21 protein-coding genes and 1 other RNA gene are annotated in these 20,311 nt (G+C 59.3%); 11 read left to right on the top strand and 11 right to left on the bottom strand.

All coding sequences use genetic code 11. The features are described from left to right. Positions 1–155: 155 nt before the first annotated feature. Positions 156–2,255, top strand: a complete 2,100-nt coding sequence (locus DMP17_RS02660) for a malate synthase G (RefSeq protein WP_337827534.1) — start codon at positions 156–158, stop codon at positions 2,253–2,255. A gap of 100 nt (positions 2,256–2,355) precedes the next feature. On the opposite strand, the gene aguB is transcribed toward DMP17_RS02660, so the two are convergent. From aguB to rpsD, 5 genes are all read right to left on the bottom strand, one after another. Continuing rightward, positions 2,356–3,222: an N-carbamoylputrescine amidase gene (gene aguB / locus DMP17_RS02665; protein WP_337827535.1), complete on the bottom strand. Its 867-nt coding sequence runs from the start codon at positions 3,220–3,222 to the stop codon at positions 2,356–2,358. Next, the gene (locus DMP17_RS02670) at positions 3,222–4,190 is read right to left on the bottom strand and encodes an agmatine deiminase family protein (RefSeq protein ID WP_337827536.1); all 969 of its coding nucleotides are present in this window, start codon (positions 4,188–4,190) and stop codon (positions 3,222–3,224) included. Before DMP17_RS02670 ends, aguB begins: the two co-directional genes overlap by 1 nt. A 14-nt stretch (positions 4,191–4,204) precedes the next feature. After that, positions 4,205–5,926, bottom strand: a complete 1,722-nt coding sequence (locus DMP17_RS02675; protein WP_337827537.1) for a M28 family peptidase — start codon at positions 5,924–5,926, stop codon at positions 4,205–4,207. 155 nt (positions 5,927–6,081) lie between these two features. Beyond that, the gene (locus tag DMP17_RS02680; protein ID WP_337827538.1) at positions 6,082–6,522 is read right to left on the bottom strand and encodes an outer membrane beta-barrel protein; all 441 of its coding nucleotides are present in this window, start codon (positions 6,520–6,522) and stop codon (positions 6,082–6,084) included. A gap of 215 nt (positions 6,523–6,737) precedes the next feature. Next, positions 6,738–7,352: a 30S ribosomal protein S4 gene (rpsD, locus tag DMP17_RS02685; protein WP_337827539.1), complete on the bottom strand. Its 615-nt coding sequence runs from the start codon at positions 7,350–7,352 to the stop codon at positions 6,738–6,740. A 239-nt stretch (positions 7,353–7,591) separates the two neighbouring features. Here rpsD and DMP17_RS02690 point away from each other — a divergent pair, with 239 nt between their 5' ends. Then, positions 7,592–7,903 (top strand): chorismate mutase, encoded by a 312-nt coding sequence (locus DMP17_RS02690; RefSeq protein WP_337827540.1) that lies wholly within the window; start codon positions 7,592–7,594, stop codon positions 7,901–7,903. Positions 7,904–8,058: 155 nt separating this feature from the next. Here DMP17_RS02690 and DMP17_RS02695 read toward each other — a convergent pair whose 3' ends face one another. From DMP17_RS02695 to rpiB, 5 genes are all read right to left on the bottom strand, one after another. Next, positions 8,059–9,339, bottom strand: coding sequence for a TrmJ/YjtD family RNA methyltransferase (locus DMP17_RS02695; protein ID WP_337827541.1), 1,281 nt, complete (start codon positions 9,337–9,339; stop codon positions 8,059–8,061). Positions 9,340–9,420: 81 nt separating this feature from the next. Next, entirely contained in the window at positions 9,421–9,882 is a 462-nt protein-coding gene (nrdR, locus tag DMP17_RS02700) for a transcriptional regulator NrdR (protein ID WP_337827542.1), read from the bottom strand. Between the two features lie 3 nt (positions 9,883–9,885). After that, positions 9,886–10,098: a hypothetical protein gene (locus DMP17_RS02705; RefSeq protein ID WP_337827543.1), complete on the bottom strand. Its 213-nt coding sequence runs from the start codon at positions 10,096–10,098 to the stop codon at positions 9,886–9,888. 5 nt (positions 10,099–10,103) lie between these two features. After that, entirely contained in the window at positions 10,104–11,426 is a 1,323-nt protein-coding gene (glyA, locus tag DMP17_RS02710) for a serine hydroxymethyltransferase (RefSeq protein WP_337827544.1), read from the bottom strand. A 24-nt stretch (positions 11,427–11,450) separates the two neighbouring features. Continuing rightward, positions 11,451–11,888, bottom strand: a complete 438-nt coding sequence (gene rpiB, locus DMP17_RS02715; RefSeq protein WP_337827545.1) for a ribose 5-phosphate isomerase B — start codon at positions 11,886–11,888, stop codon at positions 11,451–11,453. Between the two features lie 408 nt (positions 11,889–12,296). Between rpiB and DMP17_RS02720 the strand changes: the two genes are divergently transcribed. After that, complete coding sequence (locus DMP17_RS02720; RefSeq protein WP_337827546.1) at positions 12,297–12,509, top strand: hypothetical protein; 213 nt, start codon at positions 12,297–12,299, stop codon at positions 12,507–12,509. Positions 12,510–12,722: 213 nt separating this feature from the next. On the opposite strand, the gene DMP17_RS02725 is transcribed toward DMP17_RS02720, so the two are convergent. Next, a complete protein-coding gene (locus tag DMP17_RS02725; RefSeq protein WP_337827547.1) occupies positions 12,723–13,379 on the bottom strand; it encodes an alpha/beta hydrolase in 657 nt (218 codons plus the stop codon). A 158-nt stretch (positions 13,380–13,537) separates the two neighbouring features. Here DMP17_RS02725 and DMP17_RS02730 point away from each other — a divergent pair, with 158 nt between their 5' ends. The 8 genes from DMP17_RS02730 to DMP17_RS02765 all read left to right on the top strand — a co-directional run bounded on the left by DMP17_RS02730 (position 13,538) and on the right by DMP17_RS02765 (position 20,217). Continuing rightward, complete coding sequence (locus DMP17_RS02730; protein WP_337827548.1) at positions 13,538–14,635, top strand: cysteine desulfurase family protein; 1,098 nt, start codon at positions 13,538–13,540, stop codon at positions 14,633–14,635. After that, complete coding sequence (locus DMP17_RS02735) at positions 14,632–15,777, top strand: cysteine desulfurase family protein (protein WP_337827549.1); 1,146 nt, start codon at positions 14,632–14,634, stop codon at positions 15,775–15,777. The genes DMP17_RS02730 and DMP17_RS02735 overlap by 4 nt, the downstream gene beginning before the upstream one ends. An 18-nt stretch (positions 15,778–15,795) precedes the next feature. Then, positions 15,796–16,134: a 2Fe-2S iron-sulfur cluster-binding protein gene (locus DMP17_RS02740; protein ID WP_337827550.1), complete on the top strand. Its 339-nt coding sequence runs from the start codon at positions 15,796–15,798 to the stop codon at positions 16,132–16,134. 100 nt (positions 16,135–16,234) lie between these two features. Beyond that, positions 16,235–16,795 carry an NADPH-dependent FMN reductase gene (locus DMP17_RS02745; RefSeq protein WP_337827551.1) on the top strand — a complete coding sequence of 187 codons (561 nt, stop codon included), beginning with the start codon at positions 16,235–16,237 and terminating at the stop codon, positions 16,793–16,795. Positions 16,796–16,902: 107 nt separating this feature from the next. Beyond that, on the top strand, positions 16,903–17,853 hold the full coding sequence (gene bla, locus DMP17_RS02750) for a class A beta-lactamase (protein WP_337827552.1): 951 nt from the start codon (positions 16,903–16,905) through the stop codon (positions 17,851–17,853). A 75-nt stretch (positions 17,854–17,928) separates the two neighbouring features. Further along, positions 17,929–18,023, top strand: an RNA gene (ffs, locus tag DMP17_RS02755) — signal recognition particle sRNA small type. A 56-nt stretch (positions 18,024–18,079) separates the two neighbouring features. Continuing rightward, the gene (locus DMP17_RS02760; protein ID WP_337827553.1) at positions 18,080–19,882 is read left to right on the top strand and encodes a DNA polymerase III subunit gamma/tau; all 1,803 of its coding nucleotides are present in this window, start codon (positions 18,080–18,082) and stop codon (positions 19,880–19,882) included. Then, the gene (locus DMP17_RS02765) at positions 19,882–20,217 is read left to right on the top strand and encodes a YbaB/EbfC family nucleoid-associated protein (RefSeq protein ID WP_337827554.1); all 336 of its coding nucleotides are present in this window, start codon (positions 19,882–19,884) and stop codon (positions 20,215–20,217) included. Before DMP17_RS02760 ends, DMP17_RS02765 begins: the two co-directional genes overlap by 1 nt. Positions 20,218–20,311: the final 94 nt, after the last annotated feature.

Genomic DNA, 20,311 nt, shown 5'->3' on the forward strand with positions numbered 1-20,311 from the left:
TACGCGCTCTACCCCCGATTATTGCTGTTGCGGCGCACAAAAGAGGCTTTACGCAAGGCCAAGCCTTTGCCATATCAGGCGCACTCCTCCCCGGATTGCCAATGATGAATATGCGCAGCATTGCGCCTTTACTGTGACGAGGATGGAGTATCCCCATGACTGAATATGTGACGATTCCGGGCGGCGTGAAGGTTGATGCACGGCTGCATGATTTTGTGGAATCGCGCGCGCTTGCCGGAACGGGCGTCGAAAGCGGAGCTTTCTGGCAAGGCGTTTCGGATATTTTGACGCGCTTTGCGCCGGACAATCAGGCTTTGCTCGCCAAGCGCGAGGATTTGCAAAACAAGATCGACGCCTGGCACAAGGAACGGGCAGGGCAGGCGATTGACGGTGAAGCCTATCGCGCTTTCCTGACCGAGATCGGCTATCTGGTGCCGGAACCTGCGCCCTTCACCATCGGCACGCAAAATGTCGATGCGGAAATTGCCACGATGGCGGGGCCGCAACTGGTGGTGCCGAGCCTTAATGACCGGTTCGTACTCAACGCCGCCAATGCGCGCTGGGGCAGCCTTTATGATGCGTTTTACGGCACCGATGCGCTGCCGGGCAAAGCGGCGGCAGGTGGCTATGATGCCGCGCGCGGCGCACAGGTGATTGCCGCGGCCAAGGCGTTTCTCGACGAGGCGGCTCCGCTGGCCGATGGAAGCTGGGCCGACTGGGCGGGCGGCGCGGTTGCGCTGGCAGGTCCGGCGCGTCTGGTGGCGCAAACGGACGCTTCTATTCTTATAGAAAATAATGGTTTGCATATCGATGTTCGCATTGATGCTAACCATCCCATTGGCAAAACCGACCCTGCGCATATCTCAGATGTGCTGCTCGAAGCCGCGCTGACCACCATCATCGATATGGAGGATTCGGTCGCTGCAGTGGATGCCGAGGATAAGGTCGCCGCCTACGCCAATTGGCTCGGTCTGATGCGCGGCGATCTGGAAGCGCGCTTTGACAAGGGCGGCAAGACGATGACCCGCGCGCTGGAGGCCGATCGGACATGGGGCGATGTAACACTCCCCGGTCGCAGCCTGATGTTCGTGCGCAATGTCGGCCATTTGATGACCAATCCCGCGGTCTTGCTCGCCGATGGCAGCGAAGCGCCGGAAGGGGTGCTGGACGCCATCTTCACCTCGCTCATCGGCCTCCATGATATTAAGGGCCTTGGCCAATATCAAAATAGCCGCACGGGCAGCATCTATATTGTGAAGCCCAAAATGCACGGGCCGGAAGAAGCGGCCTTTACGAACCGTTTGTTCGATGCGGTCGAAGATCTGCTTGGGCTAGCCCGCCACACGATCAAGGTCGGGGTGATGGACGAAGAACGGCGCACCTCCGCCAATCTTGCCGCCTGCATCGAAGCAGTTAAGGACCGTATCGTGTTCATCAACACCGGTTTCCTCGACCGCACCGGCGATGAACTCCACACCTCGATGCAAGCGGGCGCGATGATCCCCAAGGGCGAGATGAAGGCGAGCGACTGGATTGCGGCCTATGAGGACCGCAATGTCCGCATCGGGCTTGCCTGCGGCCTGTCCGGTAAGGCGCAGATCGGCAAGGGCATGTGGGCCGCTCCCGATATGATGGCCGACATGATGGAACAGAAAATCGCGCACCCGAAATCCGGCGCAAACACCGCATGGGTGCCGTCGCCCACCGCGGCCACGCTCCACGCGATGCACTACCACAAGGTTGATGTGTTCGCGCGGCAGAAAGAGATTGCCGATGAAGCTGTGCCGGACCTCGACCGCTTGCTCGCCGTGCCGCTCGCGCTGGGGCGCAACTGGACGGCGGAAGAAATCACCCGCGAACTCGACAATAATGCGCAAGGTATTTTGGGCTATGTCGTGCGCTGGATTGATCAGGGCGTTGGTTGCTCCAAGGTGCCGGACATTAATGATGTCGGCTTGATGGAAGACCGCGCTACGTTGCGGATTTCGAGCCAAGCCTTGGCCAACTGGCTGCATCATGGGGTGTGTTCAGCGGATGAGGTCGATGCTGCCTTGCTGCGTATGGCGGCCAAGGTCGATGCGCAAAATGCGGGCGACCCGCTCTACGAACCGATGGCCCCGAACCCTGATGCGAGCATTGCGTATAAAGCCGCGCGCGCGTTGGTGTTTGAAGGGCTGACGCAACCTTCAGGCTACACCGAGCCGTTGCTGCATAAGTTTCGGCGGGAGAAAAAGGCGGCGTCATCCCCGGCTTGACCGGGGATCCATCTCCTGACCGGGAGTTTTAAGTTATGGCTTAGGAGATGGATTCCCGCTTTCGCGGGAATGACGAGTTTTAGGGAGGGCTGAATTACCCTCAAATATCCTCGACAATCCGCCCGTAAAGCTGTGGCCGGCGGTCGCGGAAAAAGCCCATGCCTGCGCGGTGTTTTGCTGCTTCGTCAAGGTCTAGCGTCGCCACCAAAACGCCCGTTTCCTCTGCACCAAATTCGGTGACGATATCGCCCCATTGGTCAGTGATAAAGCTATGGCCATAATAGCTTTGCGGGTGGTCCGCGCCTTCGACTTGCTCGGTGCCGATGCGGTTGGCGGCGATGACGGGCATACAGTTGGACACCGAATGGCCCTGCATCGCGCGTCGCCACATGCGGCTTGTGTCTAAGTCTTGGTCATAAGGCTCGGTGCCGATGGCGGTCGGGTAGAAGAGTAATTCCGCGCCCATCAGCGCCATGACGCGCGCGGTTTCGGGATACCATTGATCCCAGCATACGCCGACGCCGACCTTGACGCCGCCCACATCCCAGATTTTGAAGCCGCTATTGCCGGGGCGGAAATAATATTTTTCTTCATAACCCGGACCGTCGGGGATATGCGATTTGCGGTAGGTGCCTTGGATGGCCCCGTCCGGCCCGATCATCGCGAGCGTGTTATAATAATGATGCCCGTCGCGCTCGAAATAGCTGGTCGGTATGGTGACGCCCAGCTCCTTGGCGAGCGCCTGCATCGCGACCACGCTCGGATGCGTTTCGGTCGGGTGGGCGAGGGCGAAGAGAGCTTCTTCTTCGACCGTGCAGAAATAAGGGCCTTCAAACAATTCGGGCGGCAAGATGATGGTCGCGCCTTTGGCCGCGGCTTCGCGCACAAGGCCGCTCACCGCCTCGATATTGGCGTCAATGCTGCCCTCAAGCGGAAGCTGTAAAGCGGCGACGGTAATGTTACGCATCAAAAAGGCACCTGCTGGCTGATACAATGAAGGCTGCCGCCTCCGGTAAGAATCGCATCGGCGCGCACGCCAATGGTTTTGCGTGTGGGGAACAGTGCGGCAATCGCGTCCACCGCGCGCGCTTCATTGGGCATACCATAAGTCGGCACCGCGACCACGCTATTGCCGATATAGAAATTCATATAGCTTGCGGGCACAATTTCGCCATCGCGCACGGTCAAACCGGGTGAGGGGATGGGGGCCACCGTCACGCCGAACGCATCGGCGCGCGCCTTGGCATCGGCATAGATGGCCGCATTGGGGTCATCTTCACCTTCCGCGACAGGGAGTGCCAGCACGCCGGGGGCGACAAAACGCGCCAGATTATCGACATGGCCATCGGTATGATCGTTGAGCAAGCCATCACCGAGCCATAGCACGCGTTTTATCCCCAAATCGCGCGCCAGCCAGCTTTCCGCGTCGGCCTTGGTGATGCCCGCATTGCGATTGTCGGCGAGCAAACATTGTTCGGTTGTGACGCACAGGCCTTCGCCATCCACATCAATTGACCCGCCCTCCAATATCCAGTCGCAGGGTGTGACGGGGAGGGCAAAGCGGCGGGCGAGCCTTGCGCCGACATCTTCATCGCCCGCGATGCTATATTTGCCGCCCCACCAGTTAAAGCCGAAATCGCGGCCCATACGCGCGTCGCCGCTGCCGACAATGATTGCGGCAGTATCGCGCAGCCAGGCATCGCCGATCGGTTCGACGATCACATCGACCGCAGGCTCGGCAAGGCTACGGGCAAGCTCTGCGCTGGCTTCGTCATTGCACACAAGATGCACGCGCTCGCCCGCGCCGCCATCGGCGATGACGCTGGCAAAGCGCGCGATTTCCTTTTGCGCGGGCGATAAAGGCTCCCCCCATTCGTCAAAGACGTGGGGGAAGCCGATAAATACCCGTTCATGCGGTGCCCATTCGGCGGGCATCGTCAATATGTTGGTCATTTGGTTGCGTCAGCGCCTTCCCGGCTCTTGTCGCGGACGGCGCGGAATTCGTCGCCCTTGACCCAGTTGGGCCAGCTATCGCTCATCGCAATCATACGGCCGACAATATAATAAAGGCCCAAATCCTGCGCGATGCCGTCCCAGTTGGTGATGAGGCTATATTCGTCCGAAGGCGCATGATAATGGCCTTCTTCGAATTTTTTGGCGAAAGCTGCGCCCGCTTCCTTGCCGCCGGTCACCAGATCATCGCCGCCTTCGAAATAGATCATCGGCACGCCCAACTTGGCAAAGCTGAAATGGTCGGAACGGTAGTAAAAGCCCTTTTCCGGCGTCGGCTCTGCGGTGATGGTGCGACCCTGTTCCTTGACCGCGGCGGTCAGATAAGCGTCGAGGTCCGATTTACCCTTGCCCACGACCACGATATTTTTGGCAGGTCCGGCGATGCTAAGCGCATCCATATTGACGCCGCCGACCGTCTTGGCGAGCGGGTAAACGGGGTTGGCGGCATAATATTCGGAGCCGAGCAGGCCCGATTCTTCAGCCGTTACCGCAAGGAAAACTTGGCTGCGATCAGCGGCACCTGTTGCACTATTTGCGCGCGCGAGTGCGATCAGCCCCGCCGTGCCGGTCGCATTATCGACCGCGCCGTTGCAGATCACATCGCCCGGCTTGTTGGCAGGCGCGACGCCCTCGCCACAATGGCCCAGATGGTCCCAATGGCCGGTATAAAGCACATATTCGTCCGCACGTTTGGTGCCGGGGAGGATACCGATGACATTTTTCGACATGGTTTTCTTGATGTCATTATCGAACGATACCGACATTTTGATCGGAAGATCGACCGGCTTGAAGCCTTTTTTCTTGGCCGCTTCGCTGAGTTTTGCGAGATCCTGACCGGCACCGGCAATCAGCTTTTGCGCCTTGTCATTGCTGATCCAGCCATTCGCCTGTGTTTCATTCATATGATTGTCGGCGGCATCGGCCATATATTGCGGGCCGGTCCAGCTCGACTGGACCACATTAAAGCCATAAGCGGCGGGTTCGGTGTCATGGATGATGATGGCAGCGGCAGCGCCCTGACGCGCGGCTTCTTCATATTTATAGGTCCAGCGGCCATAATAGGTCATCGCACGGCCGCCAAATTCACCTTCAAGGCCCGGCGTCTGATAGTCGGGGTCATTGACGAGGATGAGAACGGTTTTGCCCTTCACATCCTTGCCTTCATAATCATTCCAGCCGCGTTCGGGCGCGTTGATGCCATAGCCGACAAACACGACATCGCTGTCCTTGATGGCGGTCTTGGGCGACACGCGGTAGGAGCCGATGACGAAATCATCCTTGAATTTGAGCGCCGTGTCGGCTTCCGCGCCGGTAAAGGTCATCGGCGACACATTTTTGGCTTCGATCTGGACGAGCGGCACATCCTGGAACCAGCTTCCGTTTGTGCCACCGGGCTTAAGACCTGCGGCTTCAAATTGCTTGGCGAGATAGGCGACCGTCAATTCTTCGCCCTTGGTGCCGGGCGCGCGGCCGTCAAATTCGTCGGATGCAAGTTGTTTCACATCTTCCTGATAGGCGGCCATGTCGATTTTAGCGGGGGCAACGGCAGGGATATTCATCGCCGCCGATGCGTCACTTTTGGTCCCCGTGCCACAACCGGCCAGCGCGAGCGATGCGGCGGCGATTGCAATCAGCGATACGGAACGAAGCGAAGCCATGGGATACTCTCCTGTATTTTGTCAGGCGCTGCTCATGCCACCGGCGCGCGCGGGACGCAACTTTTGTGCGTGGGCGACGCGCGATAAAGCTGAAAAAGCGGCATAAAAAAAGGCGACCCGAAGGCCGCCTTTTCTTGAATAGGTCTTGACGACGATCAGAATTTGACGCCGAAGCCGACAGCCGCAGCGTTAAGATCGGTGCCGTTCAGGAAGTAACGACGATATTCGATCTTGCCATAGGTTTTTTCGCCGAAGCTGTGCTGATAGCCAACGCTCGCATTGACTTCTTCGATGTCGGCAAGGTCATAGCCGACGCCAACATAAAGCTTGCCGCCATTGCCAACCTTGGCACCAGCGCGCGCGCCGATATTGAGCATGTCGAAGCCGTCAAAATTGGTGTCATACGACACTTCGGGGCCGATAAATGCCGAGGTGCCAAGATCGATGTCGTAACCGGCAGCAAGGCCAGCAACGAAATCTTCGTTGCCACCGGCCCAGCCGAGGCCTGCGCGGGCTTCAACGCGGCCTTCGTTCGCCGAAGCGGGGGCAGCAACCAGAGCCGCAGCAACTGCTGCGATCGCAAAAATCTTCTTCATTTGGGAGAAACTCCAGATATTATTTTATTGTTTTAACATATGCAAAAAGGGCGAGTTAACCGCTTGTTGCACTGCAGCATTTAGGCGGTGCCCCGGCGCATATCAATATATGTTACAGAAATAAGTCAGACTGTGACTTTCTGGCCACATTGCCTGTGGCGCAAACAAAAAAGGCGGCCCGAAGACCGCCTTTTGATGTGTTGTTTATGTCGCGATTAACGCGAGTAGAATTCGACGACCAGATTCGGTTCCATCTTTACCGGATAGGGAACTTCGTCGAGCGTGGGCACGCGCGTGAAGGTCACCTTGGCGGTGCCGTCGGGGGCAACATAGTCGGGCATATCGCGTTCAGCGAGGCTCTGCGCTTCCATGACAACTGCCATTTCCTGCGCCTTCTTGCCGAGGCTGATTTCGTCGCCGGGGCGGATTTTGCGCGATGCGATGTTGCACTTGACGCCGTTCACATAAACATGGCCGTGCGACACAAGCTGGCGTGCAGCGAAAATGGTGGCCGCGAACTTGGCGCGATAGACAACCATGTCGAGGCGCTGCTCAAGCAGACCGATGAGGTTCTGCGAGGTATCGCCCTTCATGCGGGCCGCTTCGACATAATTTTTCTTGAACTGCTTTTCGGTCACGTCGCCATAATAGCCCTTAAGCTTTTGCTTGGCGCGCAACTGGATGCCGAAGTCCGACATTTTGCCCTTGCGGCGCTGGCCGTGCTGGCCCGGACCATATTCGCGCTTGTTGACGGGCGATTTGGGACGGCCCCAAATATTTTCGCCCATACGACGGTCGATTTTATACTTTGCGCTATGACGCTTCGACATAGAGTACTCCAATTTGCTGTTGTTAAGGTGCAAGGCTGCACCAAGCCCGGAACCGCACCGCAGACCTTAAACCCTGGGGCCAAAAGCTGCGCGATCACTGCTTCACCGGGGTGCAGGATCAATTGCGAAGGCGCGCCTATGACGGGGCGGGCCATGAAAGTCAAGTGTTTCGGCGCTTTTGCACGATGAGCCCCGACTAGCCTCTCGACTTTGGAGCCAAAAGGCGTAAGGGGGCGGCCATGACTATCCAGATTTTGCCCCCCGAAGCGTGCCAGACCATGACCGAAGTGCGCGCAGGCGTCGACGCGCTCGACCAAGCCTTGTTGCGTCTCATCGCCAAACGCTATGGCTATATGGACGCGGCCGCACGGATCAAGAATGACCGCAATGTCGTGCGCGACGAAGCGCGCAAGACCGAGGTGCTTGATAATGTCGAGGCAGGCGCCGCGAAATTGGGGCTGCCTGCCGCCGAATTGCGCGCGATCTGGGACCGGTTGGTCGAAAGCTCGATTGCCTATGAACTGGCCGAATGGGACGCGCGGCGCAAATAGCCGTAATTTTTAACGGTTTCGCGCAAAAAAAACCTATCGTCATTGCGAGCCGCGAAGCGGCGCGGCAATCCAGAGTCACATAACGCAAAGCTTGCGTGAGACCACTCTGGATTGCCGCGCGCCTGCGGCGCTCGCAATGACGGGTGGTGGGTATTTTACCGCGCGCGGGGCGGCTTTTTGAGCGCGCTCAGCACGCCGCGCAGGGTGCGCACCTCAAGACTGTTCCATGCGGGCTTGGTCAGCAAATTGCGCAAGGTCCGCCGTGTTGCAGGCGCGCGGTCTTCGGGGAAGAAATAATTTTTCTCCGCCAACATCCCGTCCAGCTCGGCGATAAAGCCGTCCAGCTCGGCTTGCGGGGCAGGGGGATCAAGTTCGGTCGCGGGCGGGCTGGCCAGAGTAGCGCCCTTTGACCATTCATAAGCACATAAAATCACCGCCTGCGCCAGATTGAGCGAACCGAATTCGGGATTGATCGGCACGGTGATAATCGCGCGGGCCAACGCGACGTCATCGGTTTCAAGCCCCGACCGTTCAGGCCCGAAAATAATCGCCGCTTGTTCGGGGTGCTGCCAGATTTGCTGAGCGGCCTGGTCGGGGGTGAAGACCGGCTTGGTCACGCCGCGCTTGCGCACGGTCGTGGCAAAGATGTGAGAGCAATCCTCAACAGCTTCAGACAAGCTATTGAAAACGCGCGCACGTTCAAGAATAATATCCGCCCCCGCCGCCGCCGGTCCTGCATCAGGGTTCGGCCAACCGTCGCGCGGGGATACCAGCCGCAAATCGGTCAGTCCGAAATTTAACATCGCCCGCGCCGCCTTCCCGATATTCTCGCCAAGCTGCGGATTGACGAGGACTATCGCGGGTTGGGGCGGGGATGCAGGAGTGGGGCGGGTTAAATCATCCTTCGACATGGAATGGGTTGCATCCCTACCAAGGGCGAACGGAGGCGGGGTGGTCATGGCGTCAACTTTACCGGAATGGGAGGAATGGACAGAGGGCGACGGCGAAACTGATTTAATGGCTGAAAAGGATGGAACATCCTCCCGCCGTTCGCCCTGAGTAGCCGCGCCAGCGGCGTATCGAAGGGTGCCGGTTTGCGCAACCGCATCCTGTTCGCAAAGGTCTGATTGGCGGGATTTGGCCTTCCGCTTCGAAAAATCCTTTTTGGCATGAAGCGCCACCGCATCCCAATCCCCTTGGGCCAAGGCGGCCTTTTTGTTGCGTGACCAGCCTTTGACCTGCCGTTCACATGCCAATGCTTCAATCCGGCTTGGAAATTCCTGTGACCAGATAAGGGCGACCGGGCGCTTGTCATGCGTATAACATCCCGCAATCGTGCCGCCTTGATGTTGGCCGACACGCGCTTCAAGATTGTCCGTGTGGCCGACATAATAGCTGCCGTCCGCACAGTGCAGCATATAGGCCCAAAAGCTCATGCTAAAACCGGTCCTTCGATACGCCGCTGGCGCGGCTACTCAGGACGAACGGACGGGGGAAAACGGTCGCGGGACGGCCGCTCATTCCTCGCCCATTTGCTTCACATTGGAGGCGAAGTCTTCAAAGTCGCCGGGTTCGCGGAAATCGCGATAGACGCTGGCGAAGCGGATATAGGCGACGCTGTCGAGGCCTTTCAATGCCTCCATTACCATCTCGCCGATGCGGTTGGCTTCCACTTCGCTTTCGCCCGATGTTTCAAGCTGGCGCTGGATGCCCGATACCAGTTTTTCGATACGGGTCGGGTCAATCGGGCGTTTGGAGCAGGCAATCGACACCGAACGGTAGAGCTTGTCGCGCTCGAACGGTTCGCGCCGCCCTTCGCTTTTGACGACCGCAATGTCACGCAGAGAAATGCGTTCGAACGTGGTAAAACGCGCCGCACAGCCTTCGCACTGGCGACGGCGACGGATCGCCGTGCCATCTTCGGTCTGGCGGCTGTCTTTGACCTGGCTATCTTCGTGACCGCAAAAGGGACAGCGCATGGTTTACCGTTTCGCCCGCTGGTAAAGCATGAAGGCCGCGCCGCCCAGAAGGCCGACCGGAATGGTCAGCACCGGCAACAGGAAGCCTGCTGCCGCGCCAACCGCCGCGCCCGTCAGCACCGGCTTGGTCGAAGGATGGTTCAACCCGTCCTTGGCCATGCCTTTCACTTCGTCGCCAATATTGTCGATTATGCTGTTATTCGGGTCGTGGGCCATGATGCTTATCCTTGGTAGATGGGAAAGCGCGCACAAAGGGCGCGGACACGCTGGTTAACGTCCGCTTCGACCGCCTGGTTCCCCTCATGTCCGTTGGCTTTGAGGCCTTCGAGGACATCGGCAATCATGTCGCCAATTTCTTCAAATTCGGCAACGCCAAAACCGCGCGTGGTGCCAGCGGGCGAGCCGACGCGGATACCGCTGGTTTTGACCGGCGGGAGCGGATCATTGGGGATGCCGTTTTTGTTGCAGGTGATGCCTGCGCGCTCCAGCGCCTCGTCCGCATCACGGCCGGTAATGCCGAACGGACGCAGATCGACAAGGGCCAAATGCGTATCGGTGCCGCCCGACACAATCGCCGCGCCGCGCGCTTTGAGTTTGCCCGCGAGCGCTTTGGCGTTGGCGACCACTGCGGCGGAATAGGCTTTGAATTCTGGCTGCAACGCTTCGCCGAACGCGACCGCCTTGGCGGCGATGACGTGCATCAAGGGGCCACCTTGAAGGCCGGGGAAAACGGCGGAGTTGATGCGCTTGGCGATGCTTTCATCGTCGGTCATAATCATGCCGCCACGCGGGCCGCGCAAGGTTTTGTGCGTGGTGGTCGTCACCACATGGGCATGGCCGAAGGGCGAGGGGTGAACGCCGCCCGCAACCAATCCTGCAAAATGCGCCATATCGACCATCAGCAACGCGCCGACATCATCGGCAATTTTGCGGAAACGCGCAAAGTCGATAATGCCGGGAATGGCCGAACCGCCTGCGATGATGAGCGCGGGCTTATGTTCCTTGGCCAAGGCTTCGACCTGATCATAGTCGATGGTATGGTCGTCTTCGCGCACGCCATATTGCACCGCGTTGAACCATTTGCCCGACATGGCAGGGGCTGCACCGTGGGTGAGGTGGCCACCGGCATCAAGGCTCATGCCTAAAATGGTTGCGCCGGGTTTCAGCAAGGCGAGCATCACCGCACCATTGGCCTGCGCGCCCGAATGGGGCTGCACATTGACATAGGCGCAGTTGAACAATTGTTTGGCGCGGTCAATCGCAAGCTGTTCGACTGCATCGGACGGTGCACAGCCTTGATAATAGCGCTTGCCGGGATAGCCTTCGGCATATTTGTTGGTGAACACCGATCCTTGCGCTTCCAGCACCGCCTGCGAGACGATATTTTCCGACGCAATCAGTTCGATCTGGTTCTGCTCGCGGTCGAGTTCGCTGGCAATGGCAGCGGCCACAGCGGGATCGCGGGTAGCAACATTGGCGGTGAAGAAATCAGCCGCGCGAATACCTTCGCCGATAGCCTTCTTGTCAAGAGTGTCGGTGGTCATCGGGGAATCTCCTTTTTGAAGGCGTTAGCAGGACGGGTTGGATAATTTGCCGACGCGGCGCGCATGACGGTCGCCGCCGAAATCGGTTTTAAGAAACGCATCGACACAGGCTTTGGCCATATCGACGCCGGTAAGCCGCGCGCCCATCGCCAAGACATTGGCGTCATTATGTTCGCGCGCAAGCTTTGCCGACAAAGGTTCGGACACCAATGCACAGCGGCAGGCAGGGTTGCGGTTGACCGCAATCGAAATGCCGATACCGGACCCGCACAGCGCAACGCCGCGTTCCGCTTCGCCGTCGGCTACTGCTTTGGCCAGCTTAAAGCCATAGTCGGGATAATCGACGCTTTCGGTGGTCTGGGGGCCTAGGTCGATGACATCATGGCCCGCATCTTTGAGATAATTGACAAGCGCGGCTTTGAGGTCAACGGCTGCATGGTCGGAAGCCAGGGCGATCTTCATGAAAAGCCATCCTTCACCGGTTTGGCCGCATATAATTATGGATTTACGCGCGGCACGAGGGAATCAACTGCCGCCCCCTTAAACGCAGATGTCACATTATGGAAGGGCGCGTTGGCACCAATAGGGGGCGAAACAGGGCAGGGTGACGGGGAAAAATATGCGCGCCTCCAAAAGAGTGCGCGTTAACAGATTCTTAACTGCCAAGGGCCGATGATGAGCCATGGCCATGATGACCCTTTCGCTTGTGCAAAATAGGCCCGTCCGGTGGGAGATGCTGGCGCGCGGGGCGGTGGTGCTGCTCTTCACAGGCCTTATGCACTTTGCGGTATAAGGCACTGGGTTTACACTATTATATAATATTGCTCACGCGCTGATGACCTTGGTCACAGTCTGCGCTATGCACTGTATATGACTAGCGATTTCATTTTATCCGTTTTGATGCTGGCCGGTGTCGCGCTGTTGATCGGCGCTTTCTATCTCCACCGCAAAGGGCAGGACCGTAAAAAGACGCTGCTGATGCTGGTCGCGGCCTTGGTGATGTTCGCCAATGTCGCGATCTGGCTCATCCCCGCGCAACAAGGATCGTTGCAGGAAAAGGCGGGGAAAGAGGCGACCCGCTAAATATTGGACAAACCCATCCACCCTCCCTTCAAGGGAGGGTCAAAAGGCGATAGCCTTTTGGGGTGGGTAACCTCTTGGTGGATCACGTTGTCATCGGGAGAAAAAGTTCAGGATGAAACGTACCCACCCCGAATTTCCCTGACGTGAAATTCGACCCTCCCTTAAAGGGAGGGTGAAACTATATGCTCTGAAAAGTCACGCTTTTTGACGCTTTTACTTAATCGGGCTATCCGGCGCCAAGCGCATATCCAGATAATTATCCACCGACTTCATCATCTGTTCGAGTTCATGTTCGAAGAAATGGTTGGCCTTGGGGATTTCGTCATGGTGGATGGTGATATGCTTTTGCGTGCGCAGCTTATCGACCAGCTTTTGGACAGCGCCGGGTGTCACCACTTCATCGCCGGTTCCCTGCACGATAATGCCGGAGGCGGGGCAGGGGGCGAGGAAGCTGAAATCATACATGTTGGCGGGCGGCGCAATCGAGATGAAGCCGCGGATTTCGGGGCGGCGCATCAAAAGCTGCATCCCGATCCACGCGCCAAAGCTGAACCCTGCAATCCAGGTGGTTTGCGCTTCGGGGTGGAAGCTTTGCACCCAATCGAGCGCGGCGGCCGCATCGGACAATTCGCCAATGCCATTGTCGAACGTGCCCTGACTGCGGCCAACCCCGCGAAAGTTGAAGCGGAGCGTTGCAAAGCCGCGCTTCACAAAGCTTTTATAAAGCGCCTGTGTGATGCGGTCATTCATCGTGCCGCCGCCTTGCGGGTGCGGGTGCAAAATCATCGCGACCGGCGCGCGCGGACGCGGCGCAGGGCTGAACCGGCCTTCAAGACGACCTTCGGGACCGGGGAAAATAACGTCAGGCATGGGGCCTTATGCTTTCTATAATGGCGATTATGCCGATTTCCTGCCTTGATCCGGTCGCTGAACGAGCCGGACGGAGGCGGGGGCAATGGAAAAGAGTGTGTCGCCTATATAGAAACAAGGGTTGATTTCGCAACCAATAGAGTTGACCCCCGCTATCAATGACACATGAGTCCCGCCTTTATCTCGATCATGCGGCCACAACGCCGCTCCTGCCCGAAGCCTTAGCCGCGATGGAAGAGGGGTTGGTCCATTGGGCCAATCCATCATCGCCCCATGCCGAAGGGCGCGCGGCGCGTGCGGCGCTCGAAGATGCGCGGCGGCGGATTGCGGCGGCGCTCGATTGGGACGGGGAGGTGCTGTTCACCTCCGGCGCGAGCGAGGCGATTGCGATTGCCGCCACGCGCGCCAAGGTGGACCGCCATATCATCTCGCCGGTCGAACATGATGCGGTGCTGCGCGCGATGAAGGATGCACAGCGGCTGACGGTCGGCCCGCGCGGGCGGGTGTTCGGAGCAAGCCTCGACAATGCGCTGCGCGGCGAAGGCCGGGCGCTGGTCACGATCCAGAGCGTCAATAATGAAACCGGCGTGGTGCAGGATTTCGACCTGCTCGCGCCTCTGGTGCGTGAAGCCAAAGGGTTATTATTCGTCGATGCCTCGCAAAGTGCGGGCAAGATGAAGCTGCCCGATGCTGACCTTATCGCCATTTCCGCGCATAAGCTGGGCGGCCCGCCGGGGATTGGCGCGCTGTTGGTCAAGGATTTGACCATGCTCGATGCGAGCGGCGGTCAGGAAAAAGGCTATCGCCCCGGCACGGAAAATATGCCCGCCGCTTTGGGCTTTGCCGCCGCATTGGAAGCGCCGCGCATGTGGCTCCAGCGGGCCGCCGACCTGCGCCGCGAGCTTGACCGCGCGATTGAACTGGCAGGCGGGGCGGTGGTCGCCAAGGAAGCGCAGCGCATCCCCACCATCACCAGCTATGCGATGCCCAATGTGGCGCAGCAGGCCCAGCTTATCCAGTTCGACCTTGCGGGCATTTCGGTATCGGCAGGAAGCGCCTGTTCGTCCGGCACGTTGAAGATGAGCCATGTGCTGGAAGCGATGGGCTGGCCGGTCGCGCGATCGGGCGGGGTGGTGCGCGTATCGTTCGGGCCGACGATAACGCGCAAGGACATCCACCGCTTTGTCGATTGCTGGAAAGCGATTTCCGAGCGCGCGCATAGCAATGCGCCAACCGTCGGGGCCGCGGGCGCATGACCGGAGCCAAGGGGGGAGGGGAAGCGCGGAACACAGGCCCTGTCTATCTCGATTATCAGGCGACCACCCCGCTTGCACCCGAAGCCTGGGCGGCGATGGAGCCCTGGCTGCGCGACAAATTCGCCAACCCGCACAGCGCGCATAAATTGGGCCGCGAAGCCAAAGCGACTGTGGAAGTCGCGCGCGATGTGGTGGCCGCGCTCATGCCCGAAGGCGGGCGCTTGCTCTTCACCAGCGGCGCGACCGAGGCGCTCAACCTTGCCCTATTGGGGAGCCTCCCCCCCGCCACCGACGCGCGCCGCCGCATCGTAACGGTCGCGACCGAACATAGTGCGGTGCTCGATACCGCGCGTTATGCGCAATCGCTCGGCTATGATCTCATCCTTTTGCCAGTGGGGCGCGACGGCCTAGTGGATATGGACAGCGCCCGCGCCGCGATAGACAACACCGTCGCATTGGTCGCGGTCATGCTGGTCAATAATGAAATCGGCGTGATCCAGCCGGTCGCCGACATTGCCGCAATGGCGCGCGATGCAGGGGCTTTATTCCTGTGCGATGCGGTGCAAGGCTATGGCCGTGTCCCGCTCCCCCAAACCGCCGATATGATCGCCATTAGCGCCCACAAAATCCACGGTCCCAAAGGCATTGGTGCCTTATGGGTGCGCGATGGTGTGGCGTTGCGGCCTATGCTCCACGGCGGGGGGCAGGAGGAGGGCTTGCGCTCCGGCACCTTGTCGCCCGCTTTATGCGCAGGCTTTGGTGCAGCCGCCTCGGTCGCCCGCGAACGGGCGGCCGAGGACCGCGCGCATATTAACAGATTATGGGCCATTGCCCGCGAGCGCATGGCCGGTTGGACCATCAATGGCAGCACCGACCACCGCTATCATGGCAATCTCAACCTGCGCCGTGACGGGATAGACGCCGCTCGGCTGATGGCCGATATGCGCGATGTGGCTTTCTCGTTAGGGAGCGCCTGCGCGAGCGGATCGGGCCGCCCCAGCCATGTGCTGGCCGCGTTGGGGCTATCATCGGCGGAAGCGAAATCCTCGATCCGGTTGGGCTGGGGGCGTTATACGGACGCCGATGATCTGGCGATGGCGCTTGACGGCATCAATGCCGCCGCCGCACAGCAAGCAGCCTAACCATAAGAGCGGAGTCCGATGAGCATCAATATCACCTTCATCCATGCCGATGGCGAGCGCGAAACCCGTGTCGAAGCGCGCGCGGGCGAAAGCTTGCTGAGCGTCGGCCAAAATGTAGGGATGCCGTTGGAAGGCACCTGCGAAGGGCAGATGGCCTGCTCGACCTGTCACGTCATCGTGTCGGCGGAAGATTTCAAAAAACTCCCGCCCGCCAGCGAGGAAGAAGAAGATATGCTCGACATGGCCGCCGCCGTCACGCGGACCAGCCGCCTGTCATGCCAGATCATCCTCACCCCCGACATGGACGGGCTATCGGTCCGCATCCCCGGCGAAAGCCGCAATATGCAGGGGTTATAATCCGTCCCATAGTTGGGATCTGCCCGTTGAAGTCCTCCGGAACCGGATAGGCGACCGGCGGTTGAGGGGGTAAGTCTGTCAACATAAGGAAATGCCGACCATGCCCGACGCCAAACCGCTCACCATCGCCCTCATTGTCGGCAGCCTAAGGAAAGAAAGCCTCAACAAAAGGCTGGCGGGCGCCCTCGAAAAACTCGCGCCCGACCATATCAGATTTGACCATGTCGATATTAGCGACCTGCCGCTTTACAGTCAGGATGACGACAAGAACCAAGCCGCCCCGGTCAAGCGCATCAAAAAGCAGATAGAAGAGGCCGACGCGCTGTTGTTCGTGACGCCCGAATATAACCGCTCGGTGCCGGGCGTGCTTAAAAATGCGATTGATCACGCCTCGCGTCCCTTTGGCAAGAGCAGTTGGGGAGGCAAGCGCGGCGCGGTCATCGGCATTTCGCCGGGCGCGACCGGCACCGCCATGTCGCAGCAACATCTGCGCAACATTCTTGCGGCGGTGGATGTCTATCTTTTCTGCCTGCCCGAAGCCTTTTTGCAGATGCGCGACGGATTATTCACCGATGATGGCGAAATTGGCGAGGGCAGCCATGCCTTTCTTAAGGGATGGATGGACAAATTTGTCGGATGGGTTGAATCATCGGGGCAATAAGGGCTTTCTATTGCTGGAAAAAGGCGGTTATACTGCCCGGACTTGTTTGCAAGTGGGGCAAGATGATACGCGATCTACCGATTTCCAAAGCCTCCGGGCGGCCCGCAGTGGCGCTGGCAGTGACCGCGCTGCTGCTGTCGGGCTGTGCCACCATCAAGGACACGACCGGCCTTCAAAGCCGCGAGGACCATTATATCGAGCAGCTCCAGAATAGCGATAAGCTCGAAGACAGGCTGACCGCGCTGGAATTGCGCTCGGGCGGGCGGCTCGGCTTTGCGATGATGGATTCGGCAGGGGAAACGCTGGCAAGCTACCGCTCGCAAGAACGGTTCGCCATGTGTTCGACCTTCAAGACCATCCTCGCCGCCGATGTGCTGAAGCGTGCCGAGCTTGGCAAATTGCCGCTGCGCCGCCGCATCAGCTATGGACAGACCGATCTGATCGAAGGCGGTCCGGTCGTGCAGGGCCATTTTGATGCCGCCACCGGCAAGGGCGTGATGACAATCGAAGAATTGGCCAAAGCGACGGTCGTTTATGGCGATAATGCTGCGGCCAACCTGTTGCTCACCCAGATTGGCGGCCCCAAAAGCGTCACCGATTTTGCGCGCAGCCAGGGCGATTATGTGACGCGGCTCGACCGCAATGAACCGCTGGTCAATGAAAATGGTCTGAGCGATCCGCGTGATAGTAGCTCGCCCGCCGCAATGGTGTGGCTCACCCACCGTTTGCTTGTTGGCAAGCGCGCGCTCAAATATGGGTCGCGGCAGAAACTTACCAATTGGATGGTGGAATCGCCGACGGGCGCAGAACGGATCCGCGCAGGCTTGCCTGCTGACTGGAAAGCGGGAAGCAAGACCGGCACCTGCGCCAATGCCTATAATGATGTAGCGATTGCGTGGGATTCGCAAAAGCGCCCCGTGGTGATGGCGATTTTCCTCGACCGGCCGACCAAAACGGGCGCTGATGCGAATAAGATTATCGCCGAAGTGGCCGCATTGGTGAGCGGCAACGGGCCGACCAGCGCGCAAAATAATGTGCCGGTAAAGCCCAAAAGCTGAGTGGCCAGTCCAAGGCGCCTGACCCTATAGGGCGTGCCCTCTTGCTTTTTCACTGCGTTTTCACCATATGCGCGTCCGGGAGTCGGATGGGCGTAGCCTTCGCCAATCTGGTCAGGTCCTGACGGAAGCAGCCACAACGAATTTGCTGCGGGTCGTCCGGCTCCTACTTTTCAACACCGCTTTATTCTCGCATCCTGTCGCTGGCCCCGCTACAGCATAGCCAGCTATGCCTGATTCCGCCCAGCCCCTTGCCGAAAACCAACAGCCTTACCGTGTGTTGGCGCGCAAATATCGTCCGCAAACCTTTGCCGAGCTGATCGGGCAGGATGCGATGGTGCAAACGCTTGCCAATGCCATCAAGCGCGACCGGCTGGCCCATGCCTTCCTCATGACCGGTGTGCGCGGGGTCGGCAAGACTTCGACCGCGCGGCTTATCGCTAAGGCGCTCAATTGCATCGGCCCTGACGGGCAGGGTGGCCCGACCATTGCGCCATGCGGCGTGTGCGAACCTTGTGTTGCGATTGCCGAAGGGCGGCATATCGACGTTATCGAAATGGATGCGGCGAGCCATACCGGCGTTGACGATGTGCGCGAAATTATCGAGGCGGTGCGCTATGCCGCCGTTTCCGCGCGCTATAAAATCTACATTATCGACGAAGTGCATATGCTTTCCAAAAATGCGTTCAACGCTTTGTTGAAAACGCTGGAAGAGCCGCCGCCACACGTCAAATTCCTGTTCGCGACCACCGAGGTCAACAAGGTGCCGATTACGGTCCTGTCGCGCTGCCAGCGGTTCGACTTGCGCCGCATTACCGCCGATATGCTGGCCAAACATTTCAACGAAATTTTGGGAAAAGAGGGCGTCGAGGCCGAAGAGGAAGCGGTGTGGCTTATCGCCAATGCCGCCGAAGGGTCGGCGCGCGACGGGCTTTCGATCCTCGATCAGGCCATCGCCCATGCCGATCTTGACGGGCATCACAGCATCACCGGTGCGCAGGTGCGCGAAATGCTGGGACTGTCCGACCGGAGCGCGATCCGCCGCCTGTTCGGGTTATTGCTCGACGGCAATAATGCGGGGCTATTGGAAGCGGTGCGCGAACAATATGCGCTGGGCGTTGAGCCGGTTTCGCTGATGCGCGGCCTGCTTGACCTTGTCCATGCGGTCACGGTCGTCAAAGTCGGGCGTGCGGACAATCCGGTGTTTGGCGCGGATGAACGCAGCGCCATCGCCGACTGGGCGCAAAGCCTCGGTTTTCCAAGCCTCCACCGCTTGTGGCAATTACTACTCAAAGGCCATGACGAGGTCGTGCGCGCGGCGACCCCGATTGAAGCGGCGGAAATGGCGCTGCTGCGCGTTCTCCACGCCGCCAATATGCCCGACCCCGGCGAATTGCTCGCGCTGCTACAACAGGGCGGAAGCGCGGCGAATGAAGGGGCAGGGAATAATGTAGCGGGCAACAGTGCGGCAGCCAATGGTGTGGGGAACAATGCCGCAGGCATCGGTGCGGCGACCTATAGTGCAGCGGCTAATCCGACGCCCCTTAACGCTACAGATAATAACGCCCCCGCGCCATCCTCCTCCGCAACGACACCGGTGTCACAACCCGCGTCAAGCCCGGCATCCGAAATGGTGCATACCGGCGCTCCACCGGCAAATTTACCCTCATCCGTCAAGGCTTTAGTCGAACTTTGCTGGCAGCATAACCGCGCGAGTATGGGCCAGGCCTTGCAGGACAAGGTGCGCCCCGTCCGCATCGCGCCGCCGCAGATCGACATTGCGCGCGGCACGGGTCTTGGCGACAATTTCACCCGTGAACTGGCGGAAACGCTGACCGCCATTACCGGCACGCGCTGGACCGTCGCCTTTGCAGACGGCGAGGGCGCGCCGACTTTGTTTGAGCAGGAACAGGCAGCGCAAGCCGCCGAAACCGCGGCAATCATGGACTTGCCGATAGTAAAGGCCGCATTTGCTGCGTTCCCCGATGCAAAGCTGGTGCCGCCCGATATGGATAAACGAAAGGCCAACTGATGAAATCGATGGAAGAATTGTTAAAGGCGGCGCAGGAAGCGGCCGCCAATGTGCAGGCGCAAATGGGCGAGGCGCAGGCCAAGCTCGACACGATCGAGGTCGAAGGCCAATCGGGCGGCGGCTTGGTGAAAATCCGCGCGACCGCCAAGGGCCGTATCCTTGGCGTTGCGATTGACGACAGCCTGCTTGTCCCCGCCGACAAGCAAATCCTTGAAGACCTTGTCGCCGCCGCGTTCAACGATGCGCGCGCCAAGGCCGATGCGGTATCGAACGAGGAAATGTCGAAAATGTCGCAAGGCCTACCGCTCCCCCCTGGCTTCAAGCTGCCTTTTTAAAGGCGCTTATCGACCGGCCCCATTGAAGCGCGCCGCGCTCACGCCATATTAAGGGCCAAGCATATAGAAGGCACTTTCAATTTCAGTGCCGCCC

The organism is Pseudonocardia sp. TMWB2A (genome assembly GCF_017312135.1).

Coding starts and splice junctions, on each gene's coding strand:
- nrdR (WP_337827542.1), bottom strand. CDS start 9,882: ATGCGCTGTCCCTTTTGCGGTCACGAAGATAGCCAGGTCAAAGACAGC.
- DMP17_RS02720 (WP_337827546.1), top strand. CDS start 12,297: ATGACTAGCGATTTCATTTTATCCGTTTTGATGCTGGCCGGTGTCGCG.
- DMP17_RS02760 (WP_337827553.1), top strand. CDS start 18,080: ATGCCTGATTCCGCCCAGCCCCTTGCCGAAAACCAACAGCCTTACCGT.
- DMP17_RS02725 (WP_337827547.1), bottom strand. CDS start 13,379: ATGCCTGACGTTATTTTCCCCGGTCCCGAAGGTCGTCTTGAAGGCCGG.
- rpiB (WP_337827545.1), bottom strand. CDS start 11,888: ATGAAGATCGCCCTGGCTTCCGACCATGCAGCCGTTGACCTCAAAGCC.
- DMP17_RS02745 (WP_337827551.1), top strand. CDS start 16,235: ATGCCCGACGCCAAACCGCTCACCATCGCCCTCATTGTCGGCAGCCTA.
- DMP17_RS02740 (WP_337827550.1), top strand. CDS start 15,796: ATGAGCATCAATATCACCTTCATCCATGCCGATGGCGAGCGCGAAACC.
- DMP17_RS02675 (WP_337827537.1), bottom strand. CDS start 5,926: ATGGCTTCGCTTCGTTCCGTATCGCTGATTGCAATCGCCGCCGCATCG.
- DMP17_RS02765 (WP_337827554.1), top strand. CDS start 19,882: ATGAAATCGATGGAAGAATTGTTAAAGGCGGCGCAGGAAGCGGCCGCC.
- glyA (WP_337827544.1), bottom strand. CDS start 11,426: ATGACCACCGACACTCTTGACAAGAAGGCTATCGGCGAAGGTATTCGC.
- DMP17_RS02695 (WP_337827541.1), bottom strand. CDS start 9,339: ATGAGCTTTTGGGCCTATATGCTGCACTGTGCGGACGGCAGCTATTAT.
- rpsD (WP_337827539.1), bottom strand. CDS start 7,352: ATGTCGAAGCGTCATAGCGCAAAGTATAAAATCGACCGTCGTATGGGC.
- DMP17_RS02670 (WP_337827536.1), bottom strand. CDS start 4,190: ATGCCCGCCGAATGGGCACCGCATGAACGGGTATTTATCGGCTTCCCC.
- DMP17_RS02660 (WP_337827534.1), top strand. CDS start 156: ATGACTGAATATGTGACGATTCCGGGCGGCGTGAAGGTTGATGCACGG.
- DMP17_RS02730 (WP_337827548.1), top strand. CDS start 13,538: ATGACACATGAGTCCCGCCTTTATCTCGATCATGCGGCCACAACGCCG.
- DMP17_RS02680 (WP_337827538.1), bottom strand. CDS start 6,522: ATGAAGAAGATTTTTGCGATCGCAGCAGTTGCTGCGGCTCTGGTTGCT.
- DMP17_RS02735 (WP_337827549.1), top strand. CDS start 14,632: ATGACCGGAGCCAAGGGGGGAGGGGAAGCGCGGAACACAGGCCCTGTC.
- aguB (WP_337827535.1), bottom strand. CDS start 3,222: ATGCGTAACATTACCGTCGCCGCTTTACAGCTTCCGCTTGAGGGCAGC.
- DMP17_RS02690 (WP_337827540.1), top strand. CDS start 7,592: ATGACTATCCAGATTTTGCCCCCCGAAGCGTGCCAGACCATGACCGAA.
- DMP17_RS02705 (WP_337827543.1), bottom strand. CDS start 10,098: ATGGCCCACGACCCGAATAACAGCATAATCGACAATATTGGCGACGAA.